Source organism: Glycocaulis sp. (assembly GCF_051859565.1).
GTDB lineage: Bacteria > Pseudomonadota > Alphaproteobacteria > Caulobacterales > Maricaulaceae > Glycocaulis.
In genome coordinates this window covers 237425-261356 of record NZ_JBHYFK010000006.1, presented here as the reverse complement: position 1 = coordinate 261356, position 23932 = coordinate 237425, and the positions used below count along the sequence as shown (strand labels likewise).

Sequence of the window (23932 nt, the reverse complement as noted above, 5' to 3'; positions counted from 1 at the left end):
GTGGTGGCGCTGGGCCTCGCCTCAGGCTTCCTCGAACCGCTGGAATCCACCTCCATCCACCTCATCCAGAGCGGGATTGCACGCCTGCTCACCCTCTTCCCCAGCCGGGATTTCGAGCCGGCTGATATCGAGCGCTACAACTTCATGATCGCGCGGGAGTTTGCGCAGGTGCGCGACTTCATCATCCTGCACTATCACCTCACCGAACGGGACGACACGCCGCTCTGGAAGTATTGCCGCTCCATGGACGTGCCGGAAACGCTGAAAGAAAAATACCGCATATTCCAGAGCCACGGGCGGATCTTCCGCGATAATGACGAGCTGTTCAACGATACGAGCTGGTTCGCCGTGATGATCGGTCAGGGCATGGTGCCGCGCAGCTATGACCCGGTGGTGGAGGCCATGGACGAGGCCACGCTGCGCGCGCGCATGAACGAGCTGCATTCAGTGATCCGCAATTGCGCCGACCAGATGCCCGGCCATGCCGACTTCATCGCCATGAACTGCGCCGCGAAAGCGGCGTAAGGTGGCCCGGTTTTCCTTGCGTCATGTTGTTTCCCCTGAAATGATAGCGCTAACAATCACGAAGGCGAAAAGCCCCGCAAAGATCTGAGGGAGGATCATCATGAGCTGCAAAAGCAATCGGGCCCTGCTGACCGGCGCCAGCGCGCTGGTGCTTATGCTGGCGGCCTGTGAAGCGCCGGAGGCGGGTGACAACGCCCCGCCGCCCGCCGCCAACTCCAATGATGAAGCCGAAGCGGCCGCGAACGGCGAAGATGGCCCGCTGCTCGCCCGGTTCGACTGGTTCCATTATGAGGGCAGCGATCCGGCCCATGAGGCCTTCCCGGCTGGCGAAGGCGAGTTCCAGAACCCGGTTCTGGGCGGCTTCTATCCAGACCCCAACATCTTGCAGGTGGGCGAGGATTATTACCTGACCACCTCCACCTTCGCCTACTTTCCCGGCCTCCCCGTGTTTCACAGCCGCGATCTGGTGAACTGGACACAGATCGGCAATGCGCTGGACCGCACCGACATGGTGGATTTCGGCAATCTGGGGCTTTCGCGCGGCATCTTTGCGCCCGCCATGGCGTACCATGATGGCACATTCTACATGCTCAACACGTGTGTGGATTGCGGCGATAATTTCATCATCAGCGCGAGCGATCCGGCAGGGCCGTGGTCCGCTCCGGTCTGGCTGCCTGATCTCGCGGGCGGGATCGACCCCTCCCTCTTCATCGACGAGGACGGGCGCGCCTACATGCTCAATAATGGCCCGCCTGACCGCGAGCCGGAATATGACGGCCACCGTGCGGTATGGATCCAGGAGTTTGATCTGGAAACTCTCACCACGTTCGGCGAGCGCATCGTGCTGGTCGATGGCGGGGTGGATTTCTCCACCCAGCCGATCTGGATCGAAGGCCCGCACATCTACAAGGTGGACGGGCTCTACTATCTGATATGCGCCGAGGGCGGCACCGCCGAAGGCCATTCACAGGTCGTCCTGCGCAGTGAGAACCCGATGGGGCCCTACGAGGCGTGGGACGGCAATCCCATCCTCACCCAGCGCGATCTGCCGCGCGACCGGCCCTTCCCCATTACATCTGCGGGTCATGCGAGCTTTGTCACCACGCCGTCTGGCGAGTGGTGGGGCACCTTCCTTGCCGTGCGGCCCTATGGCGATGATCTCTACAATACCGGACGCGAGACCTTCCTGATGCCGGTAAGCTGGGAAGAAGGCTGGCCGCGCATGACCGGAGACGGCGATCTCATCCCTTACGCCTACCGCCGCCCGGACCTGCCGCCGCAGGAACCGGCAGACCCACCCATGGCGGGCGCGTTCGAGGTACATGAGGATTTCTCAAGCACCCTGCCCCCGCACTGGATGATGCTGCGCCTGCCGCAGGAAAGCTGGCATGATCTGGATAGCGAGCCGGGCAGTCTCGTACTGACCGCGCGCAATGTGGCGCTGGGCGAGAACGCCAACCCGTCCTATCTCGGGCGCCGCCAGCAGCACATGTATGCCAGCGCCTCCATGCGTATGCGCTTTGAGCCGCAATCGCCCGGTGACCGGGCCGGGCTCGTCGCCCTGCAAAGCGATGAGTACTGGTATTTCATCGGCCTTGCCCGCGATGGAGATGGCGATGTGATCCGTGTGGAGCGCCGTGCCGGGCCTGATCAGGACGTGCATGGCGAAATCCTCGCCAGCACGCCGTTTGAAGGTGAGGCAGGCGCGCCGATCGACCTGCGCATCACCGCGCGGGCCGGCGAGTATGACTTCCACTTCGCGCTTGAAGACGGCGAGTGGCAGCCCCTGCTGGAAAACGCGGACGGCTCGCTCCTCTCCACCCGGATAGCGGGCGGATTTGTCGGCGTCACCATGGGGCCGTACGCGTATTCAGGCGAATAGGCGCTGAACCCCGGACGCGCCAGTGATCCGGGGCCTGTTTCAAGTATATTACCACGAGGTCCCGGACAGCGCTGCGCGCTTCCGGGATTTCATCCATCCTGGGATTACCTTCGTTTTCCCGGCGAAAGTCGGGACCCAGAAATGACTGGGCACCGACTTACGCCGGTGAAACGCAAGACGGGGGGACTGGACTCATCTCTCCAGCCCGGCCCCCTCAGGGGCCGCAAGGCCGACCGGCCGCCCGCGCCACCTCATCCTGAGGAGCTGCCGCAGGCGGCGTCTCGAAGGGGCGCGGAACATCGCAGCCGGAATGGGCTGCGAAGCTAAACAGAAGCTACTATCTCGCCCGCCAGCTCTCCGGCGGGCCGAGATAGGTCTGAGGCAGCTCGCCGCGCGCAATAACAATGCGCTGGAAAACGGGGCCGGTATCGACCATCCAGATCCGCAACACTTGCGGCCCTGCCTCCACATTGTGGCGGCTGGTATGGACGACCGAGTTGTTGCCGACATTACGTTCCCAAGCCGCGTCACTGTCATCGAGATGCATGTTGATGACCTGCGGGGCCTCATCCCCGATGGAGACCACGTAGCGCAAGCCCCCCTGCCCTCTGAAATCGAGCGTCGGGGAGAGCCTGACCTGCACCTCCACCTCACCGGCTTCCAGGAGATGAATGTCGTATTCCAGGCGCGGCGAGTCTCCGCCCGGCGTGACGGCCTCTGCGGTCGGCGGGAAGAGCGTCACCGATGAGAGCGTCCGGCCAAGGTTCGGCACGGTGCGCCACTCCACGCCGTCACCGTCCACCGAGCGGGCGAAGTGCGCTGCTTCCATGGCGACGAAGCCATCGGCTTCCACAAACGCGCCCTCGGCAGGCGTGATTGCGGGGTTCACCGCCGTGACGCCGATCTCGATCACGTTCCGGTCAGGACCCGTGACGGAGATTGTCGCGCTGGCCTCACCTTCGGGCGCTGCGTCCCAGTCGATGGAGACCGCGACGCGGCCATCGCCGCGCCCCTGCGTCTGCGACAGGCGCACCCAGGGCGCGCTGGCAGCGAGGGTATAGCGCGCCGGACTGCCCCCCCGGTCGAACAGATCGATATGGCGGGTCTGGCGGCCATGACGGTAGAAGGCGGGCAGCGACGGCGCGCCGTCTGCACCCGGCCAGGCTCGCTCATCACCCTCCACGGCGACGCCGAGCACCGCGCCGCGCGTCAGCGCCACGCTTTCGAGCTCGGGCAGCACGTCCTCTTCAGGCTGCTGCCAGTAGGTATAGGAGATGCGGGTCTGGGCCATCATGTGGACCCATTTTCCGTCCGCCACATCCTCTTCGTAGAAGCGGTCGAGCTCATGGCTGCGCTGGAACGCTTCGCGCACCGCATCGGCAGCCGCATTGGCCGCCACGCGCCCTTGCGCGGCGTAGAGCCGGTTGCGCGCGGTCTCGATATGCAGCCGGTTCAGATTGCCCGCCGCGATCACCGGATACCAGACGAGCTGGAGATAAGCGTCGTCATATTCAGGATCAAGGCGTTCCCGCACGGCATTGGCGAGATCGGCCAGCGCGTCCCATTCGGCGAGGATGCGCTCCGCCTCATCGAAATTGACGAGACTGTACGTGTCCGGTCCGACCATTTCCGGCTTGCGGCGTGAATTATAGTTCGTATAGCCGGTCAGCAGCGCGGCGATATCGTCGGCATGAGCCTCACCAAACTGCTGGGCGGCCCAGCCCCGCGTGAAGCCCTCCATCACGTCCTGCGTCATCGCGGCCGGGTTCCAGGCCTGGGTCAGGAAATGGCTGATCGGAAGCTCCATGGGCTTCAGGTCGCCGACATTGACCAACCAGAGCTGATCGGCCGCGAACTCCCACGCGATATTCATCTGCTCCCAGGTGCGCGCGATCTGGGTGGTGTTGATCCATTTGTAGTTACGTGGGCCGCCCACATAGTCGAAATGGTAATACATCCCGAACCCGCCCGCGCGTTCCTCGCCCGGTTGCGGCACGCGCCGGATATTGCCCCAATTGTCATTGGCAAACAGGATCATCACGTCGTCGGGCATCTGCATACCCTCGTCGTAATAATCGAGCACCTCCTTGTAGAGCGCCCACATCTGCGGCGTTTCGCTGGCAGGACGGCCCGTCACCTCCTCGATGATGGCGCGCTGATCGGCGACAATGCGCTCCATCAGCTCGACCTCGGTCTCATCGCTCATGGCTTCATCGCCATCGCCGCGCATGCCGAGCACGACCGGCGTCTGATGGCGTGCAAGCCGGGTTATCCCCTCACGCCAGAAGCGTTGCAGGTTTTCCCCGTTGGTGCGGTAATTCCAGTCTCCGGTGCCATAGCGCTCCCATTCGATATGGGCGCGCAGCATGGGCTCGTGGTGGGTGGTGCCAACCACAACACCCATCGTCTCCGCCGTGACCGGGTTCAGCGCGTCATCATCGTAGAAGGCTTTGCCCCACATGGCCGACCAGAGATAATTGCCGCGCAGGCGCAAGATCAACTCGAACACATCGCCGTAGAAAAGGTGATTGAAGCCGCCATAGGTCTCGTTCACCCAGCCCAGCAGTGACGGGTTCTCGTTATTGAGGAAGATGCCGCGATAGCGCACGTGCGGGCGCTCTGCCCGGCGCCCTTCAGTGACGTAGAGATCGCTGTTGCGCGTAACCGGCACATCGGCCCACCAGTACCAGGGCGACACGCCCATGCGCTCCGAGAGATCGTAAATGCCGAATATGGCCCCGCGCATGTCGGAGCCCGCAATCACCAGTGCGCGGTCAATGCCGGGCGCGGGATTATCGACCACCTGCTGGACATAGGCCTCCCACTCGCCAGCAACGCCGGAGACGTCAAGGCGGCCCTCTTCCACCAGCCGGTCGATATCGTGGTTGCGCCCCAGAACCCCGGCGATAACGGCCATACCGCGGCTGTCTGCACGCCGTAGATTGGTGATCTCGGCAGGGATTTCTCCCCGCGCGACACGATCAAGATCATCGCGCAGATCCTGCGCGGCGCGCAACAAGCCCGGATAGTCGCCCGGATCAGTACGCACGATGGTCGGCTCGCCCGAAACGATCAGCGGGAAGGCCGAAGCCGGTGGCGAACCAGCGCAGACGCCGGCGGGGCCTTCGCACTCCCCGCGGACCGGATGCTGGGCCGCCACCGGCCCCGTCAGGAGAACGAACGCGATCAGCGTCTGGAGCATGAGACCGCGGGAGAGTGGACGTCTGCTCTCGCTCATCGCGTTCGTTCCTTTCTCTAAGGACCGCTGCCAGTCCCTATTCAACAACCGTCAGCGTGGCTGACTGGAGGTCTGCCGAATTCGGGCCGACCGAGATGGTGAAGGTGCCCGGCTCGACCACCCGCTCCATCTGCAGGTTCCAGAGCGAGAGCGCCTCCGGCTCCAGCTCGAAGCGCACCGTGCGCCGCTCGCCTGGACGCAGGGTGACGCGCTCAAAGCCCTTCAGCTCAAGTACGGGCCGCGTGATGGAAGCCACATCGTCGCGCACATAAAGCTGGACGACCTCATCGCCCTCCCGCTGGCCGGTATTGCGGACATCCACCTCCACGATGGCGGTCTCGCCCACGCGGATGGTGGAGCGCTGGAAGCGCGGCGTGGACATCTCGAAGCTGGTGTAGGAGAGCCCGAACCCGAAGGGCAGAAGCGGGCTTACATCGTCCAGCAGATAGCCGCGCCGGGCCGTCGGCTTGTGGTTATAGAAGACAGGCAGATGGCCGGCAGAGCGCGCAAATGTCACCGGCAGACGCCCGCCCGGATTGACCGCGCCGAATACGACATCAGCGACCGCATTGCCGGTCTCCTGCCCCAGATACCAGCCCTCGATCACCGCATCGGCCTCTTCCAGAAGCTCCTGGATCGCCAGAGGGCGGCCATTGAGCAGCAGGACGACCGTCGGCTTGCCAAGCGCGAAAATCTCGCGGGCAAGATCCATCTGCTGACCGAACAGCTCCAGCGTCGGGCGATCACCCAGATGATCATACGCCCATGCTTCGCGGCTGAGCTGCTCATTCTCGCCCAGCACCATCAGGATCACATCTGCCCCGCGTGCAGCCTCAACGGCCTCCGCGATCAGGCGCTCATTGACCTCGGCAGGCACGGGGTCTACCTCGTCAGCAGCCCAGTCACGGCTTTCGGTCAGGCGCACGCCTTCCGAATAGATGACGTTGAAGTTTCCGTGCTCCTCAGCGGCGTTCTGGAAGCCTTCCAGCACGCTGACCACATGGCGGGGAACATCACTATAGCCCCCCAGCGGCGTGTCCACCGCATGGGTGCCCAGCACCGCAAGCGTGCCGGTACGGGCCGGGTCCAGCGGCAGGGTGCCGTTGTTCGACAGAAGCACCATCGCCCGCTGGGCCGCCTCACGCGCAAGGGCAATGGCCTCTTCGGTCCCGGTCAGGGCCTCGGCGGCATCCTCGTCGACATAAGGGTCATCAAACAGGCCCGCGAGAAATTTCATGGTGAGAAGGCGGCGCACGGCAGCGTCGATCGCCTCCATGGATACCCTGCCCTCCTGCACCAGCCGGACGAGGTGGGGATAGCCATCCGGATCAGGCAGCTCGATATCGACGGTCGCATCCATCGCGCGCACCACCGCATCATCGATTTCGGCGAGCATCTGGTGGCGCGTGATCATTTCGCGGATTGCGAAATAATCGCTGACGATCACGCCATCAAAGCCCCATTCCTCGCGCAACACATCGTTCAGCAGCCAGCGATTGGCATGGCTCGGCAGGCCGTCAATCTCGTTATAGGAGGCCATCACCGACATGACCGGCAATTGCGTGATCGCACGCTCGAACGCGGGAAAGAAAACCTCACGCAGGGTGCGCTCGGAGATATTGGCCGGCCCGATATTGATGCCGGATTCCGGCTCGCCATGTCCGGTCATGTGCTTGAGCGTGACAAAGACCCGCTCCGGCCCAAGAGGCAGGGTCTCACCCTGAAAGCCGCGAATGGCGGCAAGCCCCATCTCGCCGACGAGATACGGATCCTCGCCATAAGTTTCCTCGATCCGCCCCCAGCGCGGGTCGCGCGCCACATCAACCACCGGTGCAAGCACCAGACGGGCGCCGCGCGCGCGCACCTCTCGGGAGGTAACCGTGAAGACGCGTTCAACGAGATCACGATCCCAGGTGCTGGCCAGCGCAATCGATTGCGGGAAGCTGGTGGCGTAGCGCGCGGTATATCCATGCAGCGCCTCCTCGTGGAACATGATCGGGATGCCAAGGCGCGTCTCCTCGATCGCCCAGCGCTGTGCGGCGTTGATATACTGCGCGGTCTGGCGCTCGTTCCGGTTCACCGCACCTTCCGACACACCGGCTGCGACGTTCTCCGGGTCAGCGCCGCGAAAATCGGAAGGACGTGAAATCTGGCCAATGCCGTGAGGATAGTTCTGCGACGCGCTCTCCGGCGAGAAATCGCCCTCGGGCGTCTCGATATCGCCCTTGGACAGCCAGATGCCGATCATCTGGGCGACCTTCTCCTCAAGCGTCATGCGTGAAAGCAGGTCTTCGACCCGCGCCTCGACCGGCTGCGAAGCGTCTCGATACAGAGGAGCTTCCTCCTGCGCGGCAACACCCCACCCAGCCAGCATCAACAGCGCGGCAGCGCCCGCGCCAGCCACTGACATTACGTGCAAAGGTCTGCGTATTTGTCCTAAGGTCATCTACCGTTCCTCCCCGGCATTCCGGCTCATATCGCGGCCAGACATGTTAGCGTTACCATAGCGTAGTTTGGGCGCGGGCTCCGGGTCAATGAATTTGTCTGACTAGTAGTGACAAGTAGACAGCCCTCCGGCATCGGACTATCACGACATATGAACCGGCAAATGTCTCATCGCCGCCACCCGCGCAAGGCTGGCGACACCAACCCGGAGAAGTCGCAAATGAAGGTCCGGCAACGCACTGACACGGGCAGCCTGGTCCGGCCGGGACAGTCTGCAGCCCGCATTCACGGCACGATCGCTCACGATCTCGGCGTGGCCATCGTGTCAGGCCAATACAAGCCGGGCGAGGTGTTGCCGACTGAGATCGAGTTCAGCGAAAGACTGAAAGTGTCGCGCAGCGCCTATCGCGAAGCGGTGCGCACCCTCGCGGCCAAAGGCATGGTGGAGAGCCGGCCAAAGACCGGCACGCGCGTTACAGAGCAGCCCCGGTGGAACCTGCTTGATCCCGATGTGCTTGCCTGGTTCTTCGAGGCAGAACCCTCGCCAGCGCTGGTCAACGGCTTGTTCGAGTTGCGCCTCATCGTCGAACCAGCCGCCGCCGCCCTGGCGGCAGAGCGGCGCGACACGCAGCAACTCACGCGGATGCGAGAAGCGTTGATGCGGATGGAACGCCACACCGTTACGACAGCAGAGGGCCGCGATGCCGACCGCGAATTCCACGCCATCATCCTTGAAGCAACCCGCAACCCGCCCCTGATCTGCCTTGCCAGCACAATTGGGGCAGGCGTCCATTGGACCACCATCTATAAAGCCCGCAAGGACGAACTCCCCCGCGACCCCATGCCCGAGCACTGGAGAGTGTTCGACGCTATCGCGGCAGGGGGGCCTGATGATGCGCGAGCGGCAATGGAAACCCTTGTACGGGCCGCACTCAAGGACACGTCACGGGCACTCAAGCGACCCGCCCCTGCCGGCCAGAAACGGCGCAGCACCCCTGTTTGACCGGCCACCCACGCCGCTTGCATTCGCCAGCAACGCTGCATCGTGCGTGACAGCGCACACTTGCGAACCAGAAAAATTGGCTATAATTGTCTGACTTATAAAGCGCCCCTCAGGCACGGGCTCGGTGTGCCGGGATTCCGCCTGCGGGAACGCTTCCATCCGGCTTGAACTCAAGCTGTTGAACAAGGCAGATATCTTATGTCCAAGCGGCTGCGATCCCGGGAATGGTTTGACAACCCGGATAACCCGGACATGACTGCGCTCTATCTGGAGCGCTATCTCAATTACGGCCTGACATTGGAAGAGCTGCGTTCGGGCAAGCCGATCATCGGCATCGCCCAGACAGGATCAGATCTGTCTCCGTGCAACCGTCATCACCTGACGCTGGCCCAGCGCGTGCGCGAAGGCATTCGCGAGGCGGGCGGCATCGCGCTGGAATTTCCGGTCCATCCGATCCAGGAGACGGGAAAGCGTCCTACTGCGGGCCTGGATCGCAATCTGGCCTATATGGGCCTTGTCGAACTGCTCCATGGCTACCCGCTTGACGGAGTGGTGCTGACCATTGGCTGTGACAAGACCACACCGGCCTGTCTGATGGCGGCGGCGACCGTGGACATCCCGGCAATCGCGCTTTCCGTCGGGCCCATGCTCAATGGCTGGCATGAGGGCAAGCGCGTCGGCTCCGGCTCGATCATCTGGCAGGCCCGCCAGATGATGGCGGCAGGCGAACTGGACTATGAAGGCTTTATCGAGCTTGTCGCCACCAGTGCGCCTTCTGTCGGTTATTGCAACACGATGGGTACGGCCACCACGATGAATTCGCTCGCTGAAGCGCTGGGCATGAGCCTGCCCGGAAGCGCCGCCATACCGGCACCCTATCGTGAGCGGCCGCAAATGGCTTACGTGACAGGCAAGCGCATCGTCGAGATGGTCCATGAGGACCTCAAGCCCTCCGCCATCCTGACGCGCGATGCGTTCCTCAATGCGATTGCTGTCAACTCGGCCATTGGCGGGTCCACCAACGCGGTGGTCCATCTGATGGCGCTGGCGCGCCATTCAGGCGTCGAGCTGGAGCTTTCCGATTTCCAGACGCATGGCCACGGCATTCCGCTACTGGTCAATCTTCAGCCTGCCGGAACCTATCTGGGAGAAGACTTCCATCAGGCAGGCGGCGTTCCTGCCGTCATCGCCCAGCTGATGGGTCAGGGGCTGATCCGCGAAGACGCGCTGACCGTGAACGGGAAGAGCCTCGGCGAAAACTGCAAGGATGCGCGCATCATCCTGCCGGACGTGATCTGCACTTTTGACGCGCCCCTGATGGAGAAAGCCGGCTTCCTGGTGCTAACCGGCAACCTGTTTGACAGCGCGATCATGAAGACCAGCGTGATCTCCACCGAGTTCCGCCAGCGTTATCTGTCCAGTGCCCAGTCACCCAACGCCTTTGAAGGCGTGGTTACCGTCTTCGACGGGCCGGAAGACTATCACCACCGGATCGACGATCCGGCCGAGAACATCACGGAAAACACCATTCTCGTCATGCGCGGATCGGGGCCGATCGGTCATCCCGGAGCGGCAGAGGTCGTGAATATGCGGCCGCCTGCCTATCTCATAAAGCAGGGGATCACGGCCCTGCCCTGCCTCGGTGACGGGCGCCAGTCGGGCACGTCCGGCTCGGCATCCATCCTGCATGCAAGCCCGGAAGCGGCCGCCATGGGCAATATTGCACTGCTGGAGAACGGCGACAGGCTGCGGGTTGATCTCAACACCGCCCGTGTGGACTGGCTGGTTTCCGATGATGAGATAGCCAAACGCCGCGCGGTGCTGGAAGAGGCTGGCGGATATGCCTATCCGGCTTCACAAACACCGTGGCAAGAGATCCAGCGCTCCATGACGGGCCAGCTGGAGACCGGCGCCACGCTGGAGCCAGCGGTGAAATACCACCGCATCATCGATACGCTAGGCAATCCCAGAGACAATCACTGACCTGACTTGGCAGCGGTTGTGCTGACCACCGAGATTTCCATCCGCAGCGAGGCCTGGCCGCCTGCGCCGATGACGGGCATGCCCGGCTCCCCCGGCCCGGCATTCGCGGCGTCCGGGTGGTGCGTAACCGGCTCCACGCAGCAGAACCCGCCTGCCGCCGGAGCGTAGATGTGGACCCGTCCAGTGTCGGCCCTGACCCTCACGGTGCGTTCCGCCGTCTTCAGCTCTGCCACCCCGTCCCAGCCCTCATAGCAATGATCGATGAGTGTGCGGGCGGGCAGGCGTTCACCATGCGCAAAATCGCAAATGGCGGACGCATCGGCGAGCGTCGAGGGGATGAGCGTCTCGTCGCTCAGCCACACTTTTTTCGCTGTCAGGCTCAGCCGCCCGCCCGCACCCAGCAGGAAATACGGGTGCAGGCCTAGCCCTGCGGGCATGGGATTGTGATCACAGTTCGTCAGGCGAAGATCGATACGCAGCCCGCTTTGCGTCAATGTGATGAACTGTTCAGCCATGAACCGCCAGGGCCAGCCGCCATCACCGCCCGCCTCCAGGCTGAGCACCGCAGCGCTAATGTCCGCCTCATCAACCTGCCAGGGACACTGCCAGCCAAGCCCGTGTATGGCGTGCGGCGCAAAGCCCGGCAGGATAGGCAAGTGCACGGCGTCTCCCGCCCAGATGAAGCGCCCATTGGCCACGCGGTTGGCATAAGGAACAAGCGGGAAGCAGGATGTCGCCAGAACATCCGTCGTCCCGGCTGGTGTGGGCCGCAACACCTCGCGCCCTCTATGGCTGAGCGAGCCGATGGCACCGCCAAGACCAGGCAGGAGCGTGGCACGCCAGTCCCCGGCGGCAAGGTTGAGCGTCACAACCGGATCAGGGCCTGTGGCAGGCCGGGCGTGTCGACCCTCACGCTGAACAGTCCGCCTGCGAGCGGCTGCGCAGCGCGGGCCTCCGCGCTCTGGTGCAGCCAGGCGCTGGTGCAGTAGAGCGTTTTCAGGTCATCGCCGCCAAAGGCGGCCTTGGTGACGGCGGAGACCGGGAAGGCGATTTTGCCGAGATAGCGCCCGTCGGGAGCAAATTTCGCCACGCCCCACCCGCCGAACAGGCCGACATGGAGCGTGCCCGCACTGTCCACGCTCGGCCCGTCGCAATAGCCCTCCCCGGTGCGCGCGAACACGCGCTTTCCCGAGATGCGGCCATCGGCATGGTCGAAGGCGTAGATGGTCTTCTCCAGCGTATCGTGATGGTAGAGCGTACGCTTATCCGGGCTCATGGCAGGCCCGTTGGTGACGCCGTAGCCGTCATCCATCAGCGTCAGCACGCCGTCCGCCCAGCGATAGAGCGCGCCGGATTTCTCCGCCTCGCTATCGTCCATCGTGCCGAACCAGAGTGAGCCGTCAGAGGCGACAAACCCGTCATTGATACGGTTCTGCGGGCGGTCCCGCTCTACCTCGATCAGGGGAGAGAAATCGCCCGTTTCGGGATCAAACCGGTGAAGCCCGCCGCGCACCCCGCACACCAGAGACCCGTCATCGGCGGGCAGGGCAAAGCCGGTCTGATCCGGCGTTGCCCAGCTATCCTTGCTGCCATCATCGACGCCATAGCGGTGCAGGTGGCGGCCCTTGATATCGACAAACCAGACGCAGCGCCGCGCGGCATCCCAGACCGGGCCTTCACCCAGCTCGCATTTCGCGTCCCACAGGAGCTCCGGCGCGCTCATGATAGCTTAAGACCAGCTATAGGCGGTCTTCACCTGGGTGAAGAACTCGGCCGCCGCAAAGCCTTGCTCACGCGGGCCGTAGGAGGAAGATTTGATGCCGCCAAAGGGCACATGATAGTCCACGCCCGCCGTCGGCAGATTGACCATAACCATGCCTGCACGCGCCCGGCGCTGGAAGTCGCGCGCATATTTCAGCGATGAGGTGGCAATGCCTGCCGACAGGCCGAACTCCACGCCATTGGCGATGTGAAGCGCTTCCTCGTAATCCTTGGCGCGGATGACAGAGGCGACGGGGCCGAAAACCTCCTCATTATTGATCCGCATGGCGGCCTCAGTATCCGTGATGAGGGTCGGCTGCACATACCAGCCGGGCTTTTCCAGCTGCGGGCGGTCGCCGCCAGCCACAATCTTGCCGCCCTCCTTCGAAGCGATCTCGATATAGCGATAGCTCGTCTCGCGCTGGTCCTCGCTCACCGCCGGACCAACCTGCGTGTCCTTGTCCAGCGCATCGCCGAGGCGCAGTGCCTTCACACGTTCCGCAAGGGCGGCAACGAACTTGTCATGGATACCGTCTTCCACGATCAGGCGGGAAGAGGCCGTGCAGCGCTGGCCAGTAGAGAAGAACGCACCATCGAGCGCAATCGTCACCGCCCGTTCGATATCCGCATCATTGAGCACAATGAGCGGGTTCTTGCCGCCCATTTCCAGCTGCACGCGCGCCTGACGGGCAACAGCTCCGGCGGCCACACCAGCGCCGACTTTCTGCGAGCCGGTAAACGAAATGGCGTTGACGTCCGGGTGGTCAACGATGGCCTGGCCCACACCGCCCCGGCCGATCACCATGTTCAGCACGCCCTCTGGCAAACCTGCCTCGTGCAGGATCGCCACCAGCGCCTCCGCCGTAGCCGGCGTGTGCCCAGCGGGTTTGAGCACGACCGTATTGCCGAAGGCGAGCGCAGGCGCAGCCTTCCAGGCGGGAATGGCAATCGGGAAGTTCCACGGCGTGATGAGGCCATAGACCCCCACCGCCTGACGGTAGGTCTGCACCTCCACGCCCGGACGGGTCGAGGCGAGATTCTGCCCGTGCAGGCGCAATGCCTCCCCGGCGAAATACTTCAGGATGCGCGCTGCCCGCATGGTCTCGCCAATGCCCTCCGGCAGGGTCTTGCCTTCCTCGCGGGAAAGCAGCGTGCCAACCTCCTGCGCGCGCTGCATCAGCAGGCTGCCCGCCTTGTCGAGCACGTCCGAGCGCACTTCCGGCGAAGCCTCAGACCAGGCGGGAAAGGCCGCCCGGGCTGCCGCCACCGCAGCGTTGACGTCGTCAGCCGTACCATCGGGCACTCTGGCCACCACATCGCGCGTATCTGACGGATTTAGGCTTTCGGCCGGACGGTCTCCCCCCTGCTTTTTGCCCCCGATCCAGTGCGAGAGTTCGAGTGTGGTGGCCATGAGATGCAGTCCCTTTCTGGCTAGCCGGTCATCTGTTCGAGCTCCTTGCCGCGTGTCTCACGCACGATCACCCACACGAAGAAGAAGGAGATCAGGGCACAGACGGCATAGAAGCTGTAGGTAGTCATGAGGCCGAGCCCGGCCGCCATGATCGGGAAGCTCATCGTGATCCCGAAATTGGCGATCCACTGGGCGAAGCCGGAAACGGCCAGCCCCGAGCCACGGATCTGGTTGGGGAACATCTCACCGAGCATCACCCACATCACGGGCCCCCAGGAGAAGTTGAAGAACATCACGTAGATATTGGCTGAAACGAGCGCGAGCAGGCCCATTTCAGGGCGCAGGTCCAGCACGCTATTGGTCAGAACGGCCCCTTCCGGATAGGCCGTACCGCTGGCCAGCACCGTACCGGCTTCCAGCACTGTACCTGCGGCGAGGAAAGTGCCGGTGGAGAAGGCATAGGCCACAAGGCCGAGCGTCACCGCCATGCCCAGTGATCCGAAGAGCAGCATGGGTTTGCGGCCGATCCGGTCGATGACCAGAAGACCCGCGATCACCGCTGCGATCGACAGGGCGCCGGAGACCACATTGATCATCAGCGCGTCGCCTTCGCTAAGGCCGACCGACTGCCACAGAACCGCACCGTAATAGAAGACGACATTGATGCCGACGAGCTGTTGAAACACAGCGAGGCCTATACCGGCCCAGACGATGAGACGCACCCCGCCCTTCTCGCGGTCGAACAGGTCGGCGAGTTTCGGCTTGTGATCAGAGGCGAGAGAGGACCTGATCTCTTCCACCTTCATCTTCGCTGCCTCGGCCCCGAACAGGCGGGTGAGCACCACATTGGCCTGATCGGTCTTACCCTTGATCACCAGAAAGCGCGGGCTTTCGGGGATGCGAAACAGGGCGATGAAGAAGATGATGGCCGGGATCAGCTCCACCCAGAACATCCAGCGCCAGGTAGCAAAGCCCAGCCAGAACTCCGCCGTGGAACCGCCCGCCGCATTGGCAAGCAGATAGTTGGCAAGGAAGGAGAAGAAGAGGCCGGAAATGATCGCGATCTGCTGGATGGTGGTCAACCGTCCGCGCATCCGTGCCGGTGCGATCTCGGAAATGTAGGCTGGCGCCATGACGCTGGCCGCACCCACGGCGAGACCACCGAGAATGCGGAAGAAGACGAACTCGCCCGAACTATTGGCGACACCAGATCCCCAGGCGCTGATCACGAAGAACACCGCCGCCACGATCATCATGGTGCGCCGGCCGAAAATGTCTGCCGCCCGCCCTGCAAAGGCCGCACCGATGGCGCAGCCGAGCAGCATGGAGGCGACGTTGAACCCGGTGCCGATATCTTCCGAGCCGAAGGCTGAACGCAGCCCGTCCACCGTGCCGTTGATCACCCCGCTATCATAGCCGAACAGGAAGCCGCCTATCGTGGCAACCAGCGCGGTGGTGATGATGAAGCCCATATTGGTCTGTTCAGCCTCTGCTGAACCGACCGCTCCCGTAGCCGAGAGATTGGCCATATCTATTCCTCCCCATGGGCCTCTTTGGCGGGCCCGTTGTTCAAGGCTGGGCGAGCTATCGCCAGCCGGCGTCGACTATGTATTCATGACCTGTGCAGGCACGTGCATCGTCTGAGGCAAGAAACATTGCGACCGCTGCTATGTCGCTGGGTTCAATCCTGAATTTCACGGCCTGTTGGGCAACGATCTCCGCTTCCTGCTCCGGCGTATACCATTTGGCCTGCCGCGGCGTTTTCACATTGCCGGGCACGATGCAGACCACGCGGATACCGTCCGCGCCGAGCTCACGCGCCATGGCCCGCGTCATGCCTTCAACGCCTGCCTTGGCGGTTTCGTAAACCGACAGATCTGACAGGCCCAGATGCCATGAGAGCGAACCCAGATTGACAATCACGCCGCTGCCTCGCGCCCGCATGGCCCCGATCACGGCCTGGCTGGCGAAGAACTGGTGGCGCAGATTGACCGCGATGCGGTTGTCCCAGTAGTCGGGCGTGACTTCCTCGATGCGGTGGCGGTCATCATTGGCGGCATTGTTGACCAGCACGTCCACCGGACCGATCTCCGATGCGATACGCGCCAGCACGGCCTTCAGAGCTTCGATGTCGGTGAGGTCGCAATGATAATAGGCCGGAGCCGGATCAAGCCGTGACAGAGACTGATCGAGCGCACGCGAGGCGTCCTCGGCCATGTCGATAAAGGCCACGCGCGCGCCCTGACGGGCAAAGCCTTCAGTCAGCGCTGCCCCGATGCCCGAACCCCCGCCTGTTACCACGACAACGCGGCCCTTAAGGGACGGATATACCGCCGCGTTGCCGTTCACCTTCGCAATCATGCTTCCTCCAGAAGTCCGCGGGCGGCGAGATTGCGCATCAGCGCCGAAACCCCGAACGTCCAGGGCGGCGCTTTCTCACAACTCGTTACCTTGTTTTCCAGAACACCGAGGCGTTCCGAGGCCAGGCGCACGATGTCGCCGGTCTTGTGTGTGAAGCCCCGGCCGGGCGCGTCGCGATCCTCGATCGGCGCAAACATCGTGCCCAGCATCAGGGCCATCCCGTCAGGGTATTGATGGTGCTGACCGAACGCCTGGCCGATCAGGTCCAGCGGGTCGCGGCTGATCAGGCTCATCGAGCTTTCGCCGGTGAGGACAAAGCCGTCCTCGCCTTCCACTCGCAGCGACACGGTCGCCGAGCGCACATCCTCCAGCGTGAACCCGGCGTCGAAAATACGGATGAACGGCCCCAGTGCGCAGGAGGCGTTGTTATCCTTCGCCTTGCCAAGCAGCAGCGCGGAGCGGCCTTCAAAGTCGCGCAGGTTCACATCATTGCCCAGCGTCGCCCCGACCGCCTTGCCCGCAGGGTCACAGACCATCACGACTTCCGGCTCCGGATTGTTCCAGCGCGAATCGGAACGCACGCCGACATGGGCGCCATAGCCAACAGCGGCCAGCACCGGGCATTTGGTGAAAACTTCCGCGTCTGGCCCGATGGCCACTTCCAGATATTGCGACCAGAGCCGATCCTTGATCAGCGCTGCTTTCAACCGTGCCGCGCTTTCAGAACCGGGCTTGACCGAGGCAAGGTCACCACCGATCCGCTCTTGCAGCGTCTCGCGGATGTCAGTGGCGCGGCCGAGATCACCCCCTGCCCGCTCCTCGATCACACGCTCGATGGTGGATGTAGCAAAAGTGACGCCCGCTGCCTTGACCGCCTGCAGGTCAACAGGCGCCAGTATCTCGATCGCGCCGGGCTTTTCGCGTTCCCAGACCGTTTTGATGGTGAAGGTATCGACGGCCCCGACATCGCGTCTGCTGGGGCTGTCCAGCCCGCGAAGACCGGCGAGAAGGTCGGCCGAGGTCGGTGCCACGCCGGACATATCGTAGAGATGCCCGTCACGGATCATCACCGGCGTCGGCCCGTCATGCAGGGCAATGCGGCCGACCAGCGTTGCAAAACGCCAGTCTGCCGGCAGGCAATCAATGAGACGGGTCATTTCTCCCCCCGGCTCTTGTCGGACCTATCCGCAAGAGCACTGTTTTGTTAGCGCTACCATCGCCGCTCACAGGCATGAGTGTCAAGCCGACGATGAACGAGGCGGCTACACTCTTCCCGCAGGCCCCGTCGAAGCCCGTATCACAAGCTTGTAGGGTAACAGACGATCAACGGGTTTGGCCGTCACCCCGGGCGTCTTGCCACGTCCGCCATCGGCAATGATGCGCACAGCCGCTTCGGTCATTTCAGCCACAGGCTGACGGATTGTTGTCAGCTCGGGCCAGACGGCGGTGGTGATCGGCGTATCGTCGAAGCCCGCCACGGAGAGCTGCTCTGGCACCACGAAGCCACGATGGTGCGCTGCCGCCAACACGCCTGCAGCCATGTCGTCATTGCTGGCGAAAATGGCGGTCGGAGGCTCCTTGCTGGAGAGCAGGCGCTTGGCCGCTTCCAGTCCTGAGCGATAAGTGAAGTCGCCTTCCTCCACCAATGATGTGGCCTTGGGCCGCGCACGGCTGATTTCTGCCTCAAACCCGCTCAGGCGCTCCGCACTGGCGGTCTGGTTAGCCGCGCCCTTGATGAAACCGATCCGGGTATGCCCCAATGAAAGGAGGTGACGCGTCATCTCCGCGGCAGCGGCAAAATCATCAATGCGGACCGAATTGGCTTCCTGGCGCAGCAGGCCGGTCCCGACCGCTACGGCAGCGACACCATGCAGTTTCAACTCGGCATGCGCGTCGGCGGATTCTGCGTGAGGCGAAGGAAGAACGACGCCGGCCACGCCGCCGGCCACAAGGCGCGCGATGGCGGCCTTCTCGCTGGCGGCCGTTGTGCCGCACTTCTCGATCATCAGCAGCGATCCGCTGAGCTGCGCACCATCGAGCGCCCCCACGAGGAACTCGCTGAGATATCCTGCGCTGGGGTTGGAATAGAGCAGGCCGACGCGTCGTCCGCCATGGCGGGCAAGGCTTCTCGCCGCCGGATTGGGCGAATAGCCAAGCTCTTCCACCGCCTGGCGTACCGCATCGCGTGTGGACTGCTTCACCCCGGCAAAATTATTGATAACGCGCGATACAGTCATAGGCGAAACGCCGACACGGCGCGCCACGTCCTCAATCGTCACCGCCCCGCGCCTATCTTTTGTTCTGGCCAATACTTCCCGTCCTGCGCTGGCAGTTTTTGCATGTAATGCCTTTACGGCACCTCTTTCTGCGATAGCGGATAATCAAATTGCGGTCCAGCTACCGCCCTTGCCCCATCCCTTCTGCGCGGCCGGAACCTGTACCCGGCATATGCCGGGAAAGGAGGACATGACAGCGGTTGCACCCGGCAGGGAAGCGAGGCAGTCTTTAACTTGTCAGACATGAAATCTCCTCCAGGCTTGCCGGACATCGCTCGTATTGCCGCAAATAGGGACCGCCGAAGGCACATGGCAGAACTCGTTCCGGTTGAAGCCTTTGACATGGTCATTTTCGGCGCGACCGGTGATCTGGCGCGGCGCAAGATCCTGCCTGCACTGTTCCATCGCTGGTGTGACGGACAGATACCGGAAAATTCCCGCATTATCGCGGCGGCCCGCGAGGATATGAGCACGGGCGAGTATCTGGAGCGCGCCAGCGAATTCGTGAACGGCGACAAGAAGGCGAAGGCCTGGGCCGCGTTCTCAGATCGCGTCACGTATACCGCCATCGATGCCCACGGCGACGGACCCGGCTGGCAGACAGTAAAAGACGCACTGGACAATGATCCGGCGAAGGTGCGGCTGTTCTACCTTGCCCTGCCGCCCTCGGTTTACGGGCCGGTATGCGCCGCGATAGGCCGGCACGGCCTGAACACCAAAGCCAGCCGCATCGTACTGGAAAAACCGATTGGCCACGACTTTCATTCAGCCCGCCATATCAACGAGGCGGTGGGCGCGGTGTTTGACGAGGCATCAATTTTCCGCATCGACCACTACCTCGGCAAGGAGACGGTCCAGAATCTTCTGGTGCTGCGCTTTGCCAACATGCTGCTGGAGCCGGTCTGGAACGCGAACGGCATTGACCACGTCCAGATAACGGTGGCCGAGACGCTAGGTGCCGGTGAGCGCGCCGATTATTACGATCACGCTGGCGCCCTGCGCGACATGGTGCAAAACCATCTGCTCCAGCTCTTGTGCCTTGTGGCCATGGAGCCGCCGGTGAGTCTGGGCGGCGACGCGGTGCGCACTGAAAAGCTGAAAGTGTTGCACGCGCTGCGGCTCATCCGCGCCGAAGATGCCGTTAAATGCCTGGTCCGCGGGCAGTATGGCGCAGGCTTGATCGATGGCTCCAAGGTGCCCGGCTATGCCGAAGAGGTGAACCGTGCGTCCAGGACAGAAACGTTCACCGCCATCCGCGCCAGCATAGACAACTGGCGATGGGCGGGGGTGCCCTTCTATCTGCGCACCGGCAAGCGCATGGCAACGCGCCGCTCCGAGATCATTGTCCAGTTCAAGCCCGTGCCGCACGACATCATCCGAGCCGATGCCGGTGTTCTGCAGCCCAACCGGCTCGTCATCCGCCTGCAGCCCGATGAAGGCGTTAAACTGATGATGATGACGAAGGACCCCGGTCCCGGCGGCATGCGTCTGCGCTATGTGCCGCTGAATCTGAGCTATGCGGACGCATTCGAGGCTGACTACCCGGACGCCTATGAACGCCTGCTGATGGCGGTGGTGCGCGGCAATCTCGCCCTGTTCATGCGCCGCGACGAGGTTGAGGTGGCGTGGCGATGGACCGATGCGGTGATCCGCGCCTGGCAGGATGGCGCATGCCCCTTGCACGCCTACGCTGCCGGGACTGACGGCCCGTCGCAAGGATCGCTTCTGCTCAGCCGGGAAGGACGCGAATGGTTCGATGGCGACCATGCCTGAAACCTTCATCCCGTTCGAGAATAGCGATGCGGCCTCCGCGGCGCTGGCAGATGCGCTAGCCCACACCCTGCAGGACGCGCTGGCCGCCCGCGCACGCGCCAGCCTGATCGTGTCGGGCGGCTCTACACCCGAACCCGTTTATCGCCGCCTTTCGGTCACGGACCTGAACTGGGCACGCATTGATGTGGTGCTCGCCGACGAACGCTGGGTGGAGCCAGGCGAAGAAGGATCAAACGCAGATTTCATCCGCCGTACGCTGCTGACGGGCAAGGCTGCGCAGGCCCCCTTTACCGGATTGAAAAGTCGCGGCGCGCGCCCGTCTGACGGATTGCAGACTACCGAGGCCCGGCTGGCCGCACTAAACTGGCCTGCCGACTGCGCCGTTCTCGGTATGGGCGATGACGGCCACACCCTGTCATGGTTTCCCCATGCGGACGGGCTGGACGCCGCACTATCTGCCGATGGCGCACGCGTGGCAGCCATCACGGCCCGGCCGAGCGCGGTGACCGGCCCGTGGACCGGCCGGATCACACTCACTTTGCGCGCGCTGGAGGGGGTAAAACTCTGCGCCCTTCTCATCCGGGGCGATGCCAAGCGCGCTGCACTGGAAAAAGCGCTGCTGCCCGGTCCGGTTGAAGACATGCCGGTGCGCGCGCTGCTGAACCACGCCTCGCTTGATCTGAAGATATTCTGGTCGCCCTGACGCGACGCAAACTCCGAAAGCCAAAGCCGATGTCCGCCCCGCTCAATCCCGTTCTTGAAGAGGTGACCGCCCGCATCGCCGCGCGCAGCGGAGAGACCCGCGCCGCCTATCTGGACCTCATCGCCCGCGCCAAAGCCGATGGCGTGCAGCGCAAAATCCTCTCCTGTGGCAATCTCGCTCACGGCTTTGCGGCGTCGGGCGAGGACAAGAACGCCCTGAAAGACCTTGTCTGGCCGAATGTGGGCCTCGTCACCGCGTTCAATGACATGCTGTCGGCCCACCAGCCGCTGGAGAGCTATCCGGCCCTCATCAAGCAGGCCTTGCGGGGAATGGGCGCAACCGCGCAGGTCGCGGGCGGCGTGCCGGCCATGTGCGACGGTGTCACGCAGGGCCAGCCCGGCATGGAGCTATCGCTCTTCTCGCGCGATGTGATCGCGATGGCGACCGCCGTGTCGCTCTCCCACAACATGTTCGATGCCGCGATCTGTCTTGCCGTGTGTGACAAGATCGTGCCGGGCCTGCTGATCGGCGCGCTGCGCTTTGGCCATCTGCCGGTGCTGTTCCTGCCCGCAGGGCCGATGCCGTCAGGGCTTTCCAATGACAGGAAGGCTGAGGTCCGCCAGCTCTTCGCAGAAGGCAAGGTGGGGCGCGACCAGCTGCTGGACGCGGAAAGCGCAAGCTATCACAGCCCCGGCACCTGCACTTTTTATGGCACGGCCAATTCCAACCAGATGATGATGGAGATCATGGGCTTGCATGTGCCGGGCTCCGCCTTCATCAATCCCGGCACGCCCCTTCGCGAGGCCATGATCAAGGCGACGGCAAAACGCGCCGCGAAGATCACCGCGTTGGGCAGCGACTACCGCCCGCTGGGCGAGGCGATAGACGCCCGCGCCATCGTGAACGCCATTGTCGGCCTGCACGCGACCGGCGGATCAACGAACCACACCCTCCACCTCGTCGCGATTGCGCGCGCCGCCGGGCTCATCATCAACTGGGATGATTTTGACGATCTCTCGCGCGTCACCCCGCTGCTGACGCGCATCTATCCCAATGGCAGGGCGGACGTGAACCATTTCCACGCGGCAGGCGGCATGGCCTTCCTCGTGCGCGAACTGCTGGAAGCCGGTCTTTTGCACGGCGATGTGCTGACCCTGGGCGCAGACAGCCTTGCCGATTTTGCCACCGAACCCTTCCTCGAAGGCGACACACTCGCCTTCCGCACGGCAGCATCAGAGAGCCTGGACCTTGACGTGCTACGCCCCGCTTCCGATCCGGTGGCCAAGGATGGCGGTTTGCGCGTACTGGACGGCCCGCTCGGACGGGCGGTGATCAAGGTGTCCGCCGTAAAGCCCGAACACCGCGTCATTGAAGCCCCTGCCCTCGTCTTTGACAGTCAGGACGCCATGCTGGCCGCGTTCAGGGAAGGCAGGCTGGAGCGCGACTGCGTGGTGGTGGTGCGCTTTCAGGGCCCGATGGCCAATGGCATGCCGGAGCTGCACAAGCTGACTCCGGCGCTCGGCGTGTTGCAGGACAGGGGCTTCAAGGTCGCGCTTGTCACCGATGGACGCATGTCCGGCGCGAGCGGCAAGGTGCCCGCCGCCATCCATTTGAGCCCCGAGGCACTGGCAGGCGGCATGATCTCCAAACTGCGCGATGGCGATGTGATCTGTGTCGATGCCGACAATTGCCGCCTCGACGTGCGGGTGGACCCTGCTGAGCTTGCTGCGCGCGAAGCCGCGACGTGTGACCTCACCGCCAGCCATTCCGGCCTTGGCCGCGAACTCTTCGCCGGTATGCGCTCACAGGTCTCCACCGCAGAGGAAGGCGCCATGGCCCTGCCCGGCCTTGCAGAACCCGCCAGAAGAGTTGAGAAGGTGCGCGCATGACCCGGCCCAGCCTGACATCCATCATCGACGCGGCGAGCGTCATTCCGGTGCTGACCGTCGAAGACATGGGCACTGCTGCCCCACTCGCGAAAGCGCTCGCCGCAGGCGGGCTGAAGGTGATCGAACTGACCTTGCGCACCGCAATCGCCCTTGATGCGATGAAGGCCATGCAGGATGCGGCGCCAGACCTGATCGTCGGCATGGGCACGGTACGCACGCCCGAGGATGCGGCGAAATCCGCGCGCGAGGGCGCAGCCTTCCTCGTCAGCCCCGGCCTGACGCCGGCGCTGGGAGACGCGATGTTGGCGACCGGACTTGCCTGCCTGCCGGGCGTTGCCACCGCTGGCGAAGCGATGGCCGCGCGTGAACAGGGCTTTGAAGTGCTGAAATTCTTCCCCGCAGAGCCTGCAGGTGGGATCGCCTATCTCAAAGCCCTCGCCGGGCCGTTGCCGGACGTCTGCTTCTGCCCCACCGGCTCGATCAGCCGCGAGCGCGCGCCAGACTATCTCGCCCTGAAGAATGTCGTATGCGTCGGCGGGTCATGGATCGCGGAAGCAAAGGACATTGCCAGCGGCAACTGGGCGGCCATCACCGCCAATGCCCGCGCCGCGCAAGCGATGAAGCGCTAGGTGTTCCCTTATGCAAATCCCGCTCTTTCGCGGCGCAGTTTCCTGCGGCTAAT

17 protein-coding genes are annotated in these 23932 nt (G+C 63.5%); 8 read left to right on the top strand and 9 right to left on the bottom strand.

The features are described from left to right. Both ACTIGC_RS10755 and ACTIGC_RS10750 read left to right on the top strand, forming a co-directional pair. Positions 1-525 (top strand): tryptophan 7-halogenase (locus ACTIGC_RS10755; protein WP_439634399.1); only part of this gene is annotated, 525 nt, incomplete at its 5' end. Between the two features lie 100 nt (positions 526-625). Next, positions 626-2407: a glycoside hydrolase family 43 protein gene (locus ACTIGC_RS10750; protein WP_439634398.1), complete on the top strand. Its 1782-nt coding sequence runs from the start codon at positions 626-628 to the stop codon at positions 2405-2407. Positions 2408-2744: 337 nt separating this feature from the next. Here ACTIGC_RS10750 and ACTIGC_RS10745 read toward each other — a convergent pair whose 3' ends face one another. Then, complete coding sequence (locus ACTIGC_RS10745; RefSeq protein WP_439634397.1) at positions 2745-5645, bottom strand: glycosyl hydrolase 115 family protein; 2901 nt, start codon at positions 5643-5645, stop codon at positions 2745-2747. A gap of 37 nt (positions 5646-5682) precedes the next feature. Further along, positions 5683-8055 carry a glycoside hydrolase family 3 N-terminal domain-containing protein gene (locus ACTIGC_RS10740; RefSeq protein ID WP_439634396.1) on the bottom strand — a complete coding sequence of 791 codons (2373 nt, stop codon included), beginning with the start codon at positions 8053-8055 and terminating at the stop codon, positions 5683-5685. 198 nt (positions 8056-8253) lie between these two features. Here ACTIGC_RS10740 and ACTIGC_RS10735 point away from each other — a divergent pair, with 198 nt between their 5' ends. Both ACTIGC_RS10735 and ACTIGC_RS10730 read left to right on the top strand, forming a co-directional pair. Beyond that, on the top strand, positions 8254-9093 hold the full coding sequence (locus tag ACTIGC_RS10735) for a FadR/GntR family transcriptional regulator (RefSeq protein WP_439634395.1): 840 nt from the start codon (positions 8254-8256) through the stop codon (positions 9091-9093). A gap of 198 nt (positions 9094-9291) precedes the next feature. Beyond that, positions 9292-11076: an IlvD/Edd family dehydratase gene (locus ACTIGC_RS10730; RefSeq protein ID WP_439634394.1), complete on the top strand. Its 1785-nt coding sequence runs from the start codon at positions 9292-9294 to the stop codon at positions 11074-11076. Here the strand turns inward: ACTIGC_RS10730 and ACTIGC_RS10725 are convergent. From ACTIGC_RS10725 to ACTIGC_RS10695, 7 genes are all read right to left on the bottom strand, one after another. Beyond that, positions 11070-11945 carry an aldose 1-epimerase gene (locus ACTIGC_RS10725; RefSeq protein ID WP_439634393.1) on the bottom strand — a complete coding sequence of 292 codons (876 nt, stop codon included), beginning with the start codon at positions 11943-11945 and terminating at the stop codon, positions 11070-11072. The genes ACTIGC_RS10730 and ACTIGC_RS10725 overlap by 7 nt on opposite strands. Then, entirely contained in the window at positions 11942-12799 is an 858-nt protein-coding gene (locus tag ACTIGC_RS10720; protein WP_439634392.1) for an SMP-30/gluconolactonase/LRE family protein, read from the bottom strand. Before ACTIGC_RS10720 ends, ACTIGC_RS10725 begins: the two co-directional genes overlap by 4 nt. 6 nt (positions 12800-12805) lie before the next feature. Next, positions 12806-14248 carry an aldehyde dehydrogenase family protein gene (locus ACTIGC_RS10715; protein WP_439634391.1) on the bottom strand — a complete coding sequence of 481 codons (1443 nt, stop codon included), beginning with the start codon at positions 14246-14248 and terminating at the stop codon, positions 12806-12808. Positions 14249-14268: 20 nt separating this feature from the next. Then, positions 14269-15777: a sugar porter family MFS transporter gene (locus tag ACTIGC_RS10710; protein WP_439634390.1), complete on the bottom strand. Its 1509-nt coding sequence runs from the start codon at positions 15775-15777 to the stop codon at positions 14269-14271. 55 nt (positions 15778-15832) lie between these two features. Continuing rightward, a complete protein-coding gene (locus ACTIGC_RS10705) occupies positions 15833-16609 on the bottom strand; it encodes an SDR family NAD(P)-dependent oxidoreductase (protein WP_439634389.1) in 777 nt (258 codons plus the stop codon). Beyond that, entirely contained in the window at positions 16606-17766 is a 1161-nt protein-coding gene (locus ACTIGC_RS10700; RefSeq protein ID WP_439634388.1) for a fumarylacetoacetate hydrolase family protein, read from the bottom strand. The genes ACTIGC_RS10705 and ACTIGC_RS10700 overlap by 4 nt, the downstream gene beginning before the upstream one ends. A 105-nt stretch (positions 17767-17871) precedes the next feature. Then, the gene (locus ACTIGC_RS10695) at positions 17872-18873 is read right to left on the bottom strand and encodes a LacI family DNA-binding transcriptional regulator (RefSeq protein WP_439634403.1); all 1002 of its coding nucleotides are present in this window, start codon (positions 18871-18873) and stop codon (positions 17872-17874) included. Positions 18874-19194: 321 nt separating this feature from the next. Here ACTIGC_RS10695 and zwf point away from each other — a divergent pair, with 321 nt between their 5' ends. From zwf to eda, 4 genes are read left to right on the top strand one after another with little or no spacing between them, the layout of a single operon-like run. Next, positions 19195-20658 (top strand): glucose-6-phosphate dehydrogenase, encoded by a 1464-nt coding sequence (gene zwf, locus ACTIGC_RS10690; RefSeq protein ID WP_439634387.1) that lies wholly within the window; start codon positions 19195-19197, stop codon positions 20656-20658. Then, positions 20642-21361 (top strand): 6-phosphogluconolactonase, encoded by a 720-nt coding sequence (gene pgl / locus ACTIGC_RS10685; protein ID WP_439634386.1) that lies wholly within the window; start codon positions 20642-20644, stop codon positions 21359-21361. Before zwf ends, pgl begins: the two co-directional genes overlap by 17 nt. A gap of 29 nt (positions 21362-21390) precedes the next feature. Next, on the top strand, positions 21391-23250 hold the full coding sequence (gene edd, locus ACTIGC_RS10680; protein WP_439634385.1) for a phosphogluconate dehydratase: 1860 nt from the start codon (positions 21391-21393) through the stop codon (positions 23248-23250). Then, on the top strand, positions 23247-23879 hold the full coding sequence (eda, locus tag ACTIGC_RS10675) for a bifunctional 4-hydroxy-2-oxoglutarate aldolase/2-dehydro-3-deoxy-phosphogluconate aldolase (protein WP_439634384.1): 633 nt from the start codon (positions 23247-23249) through the stop codon (positions 23877-23879). Before edd ends, eda begins: the two co-directional genes overlap by 4 nt. The last annotated feature ends 53 nt before the right edge of the window (positions 23880-23932 follow it).

What these genes read in the sequence shown, in the direction of transcription:
- ACTIGC_RS10750 (WP_439634398.1), top strand. Translation starts at nt 626, where the DNA reads ATGAGCTGCAAAAGCAATCGGGCCCTGCTGACCGGCGCCAGCGCGCTG.
- ACTIGC_RS10745 (WP_439634397.1), bottom strand. Translation starts at nt 5,645, where the DNA reads ATGAGCGAGAGCAGACGTCCACTCTCCCGCGGTCTCATGCTCCAGACG.
- ACTIGC_RS10740 (WP_439634396.1), bottom strand. Translation starts at nt 8,055, where the DNA reads ATGTCAGTGGCTGGCGCGGGCGCTGCCGCGCTGTTGATGCTGGCTGGG.
- ACTIGC_RS10735 (WP_439634395.1), top strand. Translation starts at nt 8,254, where the DNA reads ATGTCTCATCGCCGCCACCCGCGCAAGGCTGGCGACACCAACCCGGAG.
- ACTIGC_RS10730 (WP_439634394.1), top strand. Translation starts at nt 9,292, where the DNA reads ATGTCCAAGCGGCTGCGATCCCGGGAATGGTTTGACAACCCGGATAAC.
- ACTIGC_RS10720 (WP_439634392.1), bottom strand. Translation starts at nt 12,799, where the DNA reads ATGAGCGCGCCGGAGCTCCTGTGGGACGCGAAATGCGAGCTGGGTGAA.
- ACTIGC_RS10715 (WP_439634391.1), bottom strand. Translation starts at nt 14,248, where the DNA reads ATGGCCACCACACTCGAACTCTCGCACTGGATCGGGGGCAAAAAGCAG.
- ACTIGC_RS10710 (WP_439634390.1), bottom strand. Translation starts at nt 15,777, where the DNA reads ATGGCCAATCTCTCGGCTACGGGAGCGGTCGGTTCAGCAGAGGCTGAA.
- ACTIGC_RS10705 (WP_439634389.1), bottom strand. Translation starts at nt 16,609, where the DNA reads ATGATTGCGAAGGTGAACGGCAACGCGGCGGTATATCCGTCCCTTAAG.
- ACTIGC_RS10700 (WP_439634388.1), bottom strand. Translation starts at nt 17,766, where the DNA reads ATGACCCGTCTCATTGATTGCCTGCCGGCAGACTGGCGTTTTGCAACG.
- zwf (WP_439634387.1), top strand. Translation starts at nt 19,195, where the DNA reads ATGGCAGAACTCGTTCCGGTTGAAGCCTTTGACATGGTCATTTTCGGC.
- pgl (WP_439634386.1), top strand. Translation starts at nt 20,642, where the DNA reads ATGGCGACCATGCCTGAAACCTTCATCCCGTTCGAGAATAGCGATGCG.
- edd (WP_439634385.1), top strand. Translation starts at nt 21,391, where the DNA reads ATGTCCGCCCCGCTCAATCCCGTTCTTGAAGAGGTGACCGCCCGCATC.
- eda (WP_439634384.1), top strand. Translation starts at nt 23,247, where the DNA reads ATGACCCGGCCCAGCCTGACATCCATCATCGACGCGGCGAGCGTCATT.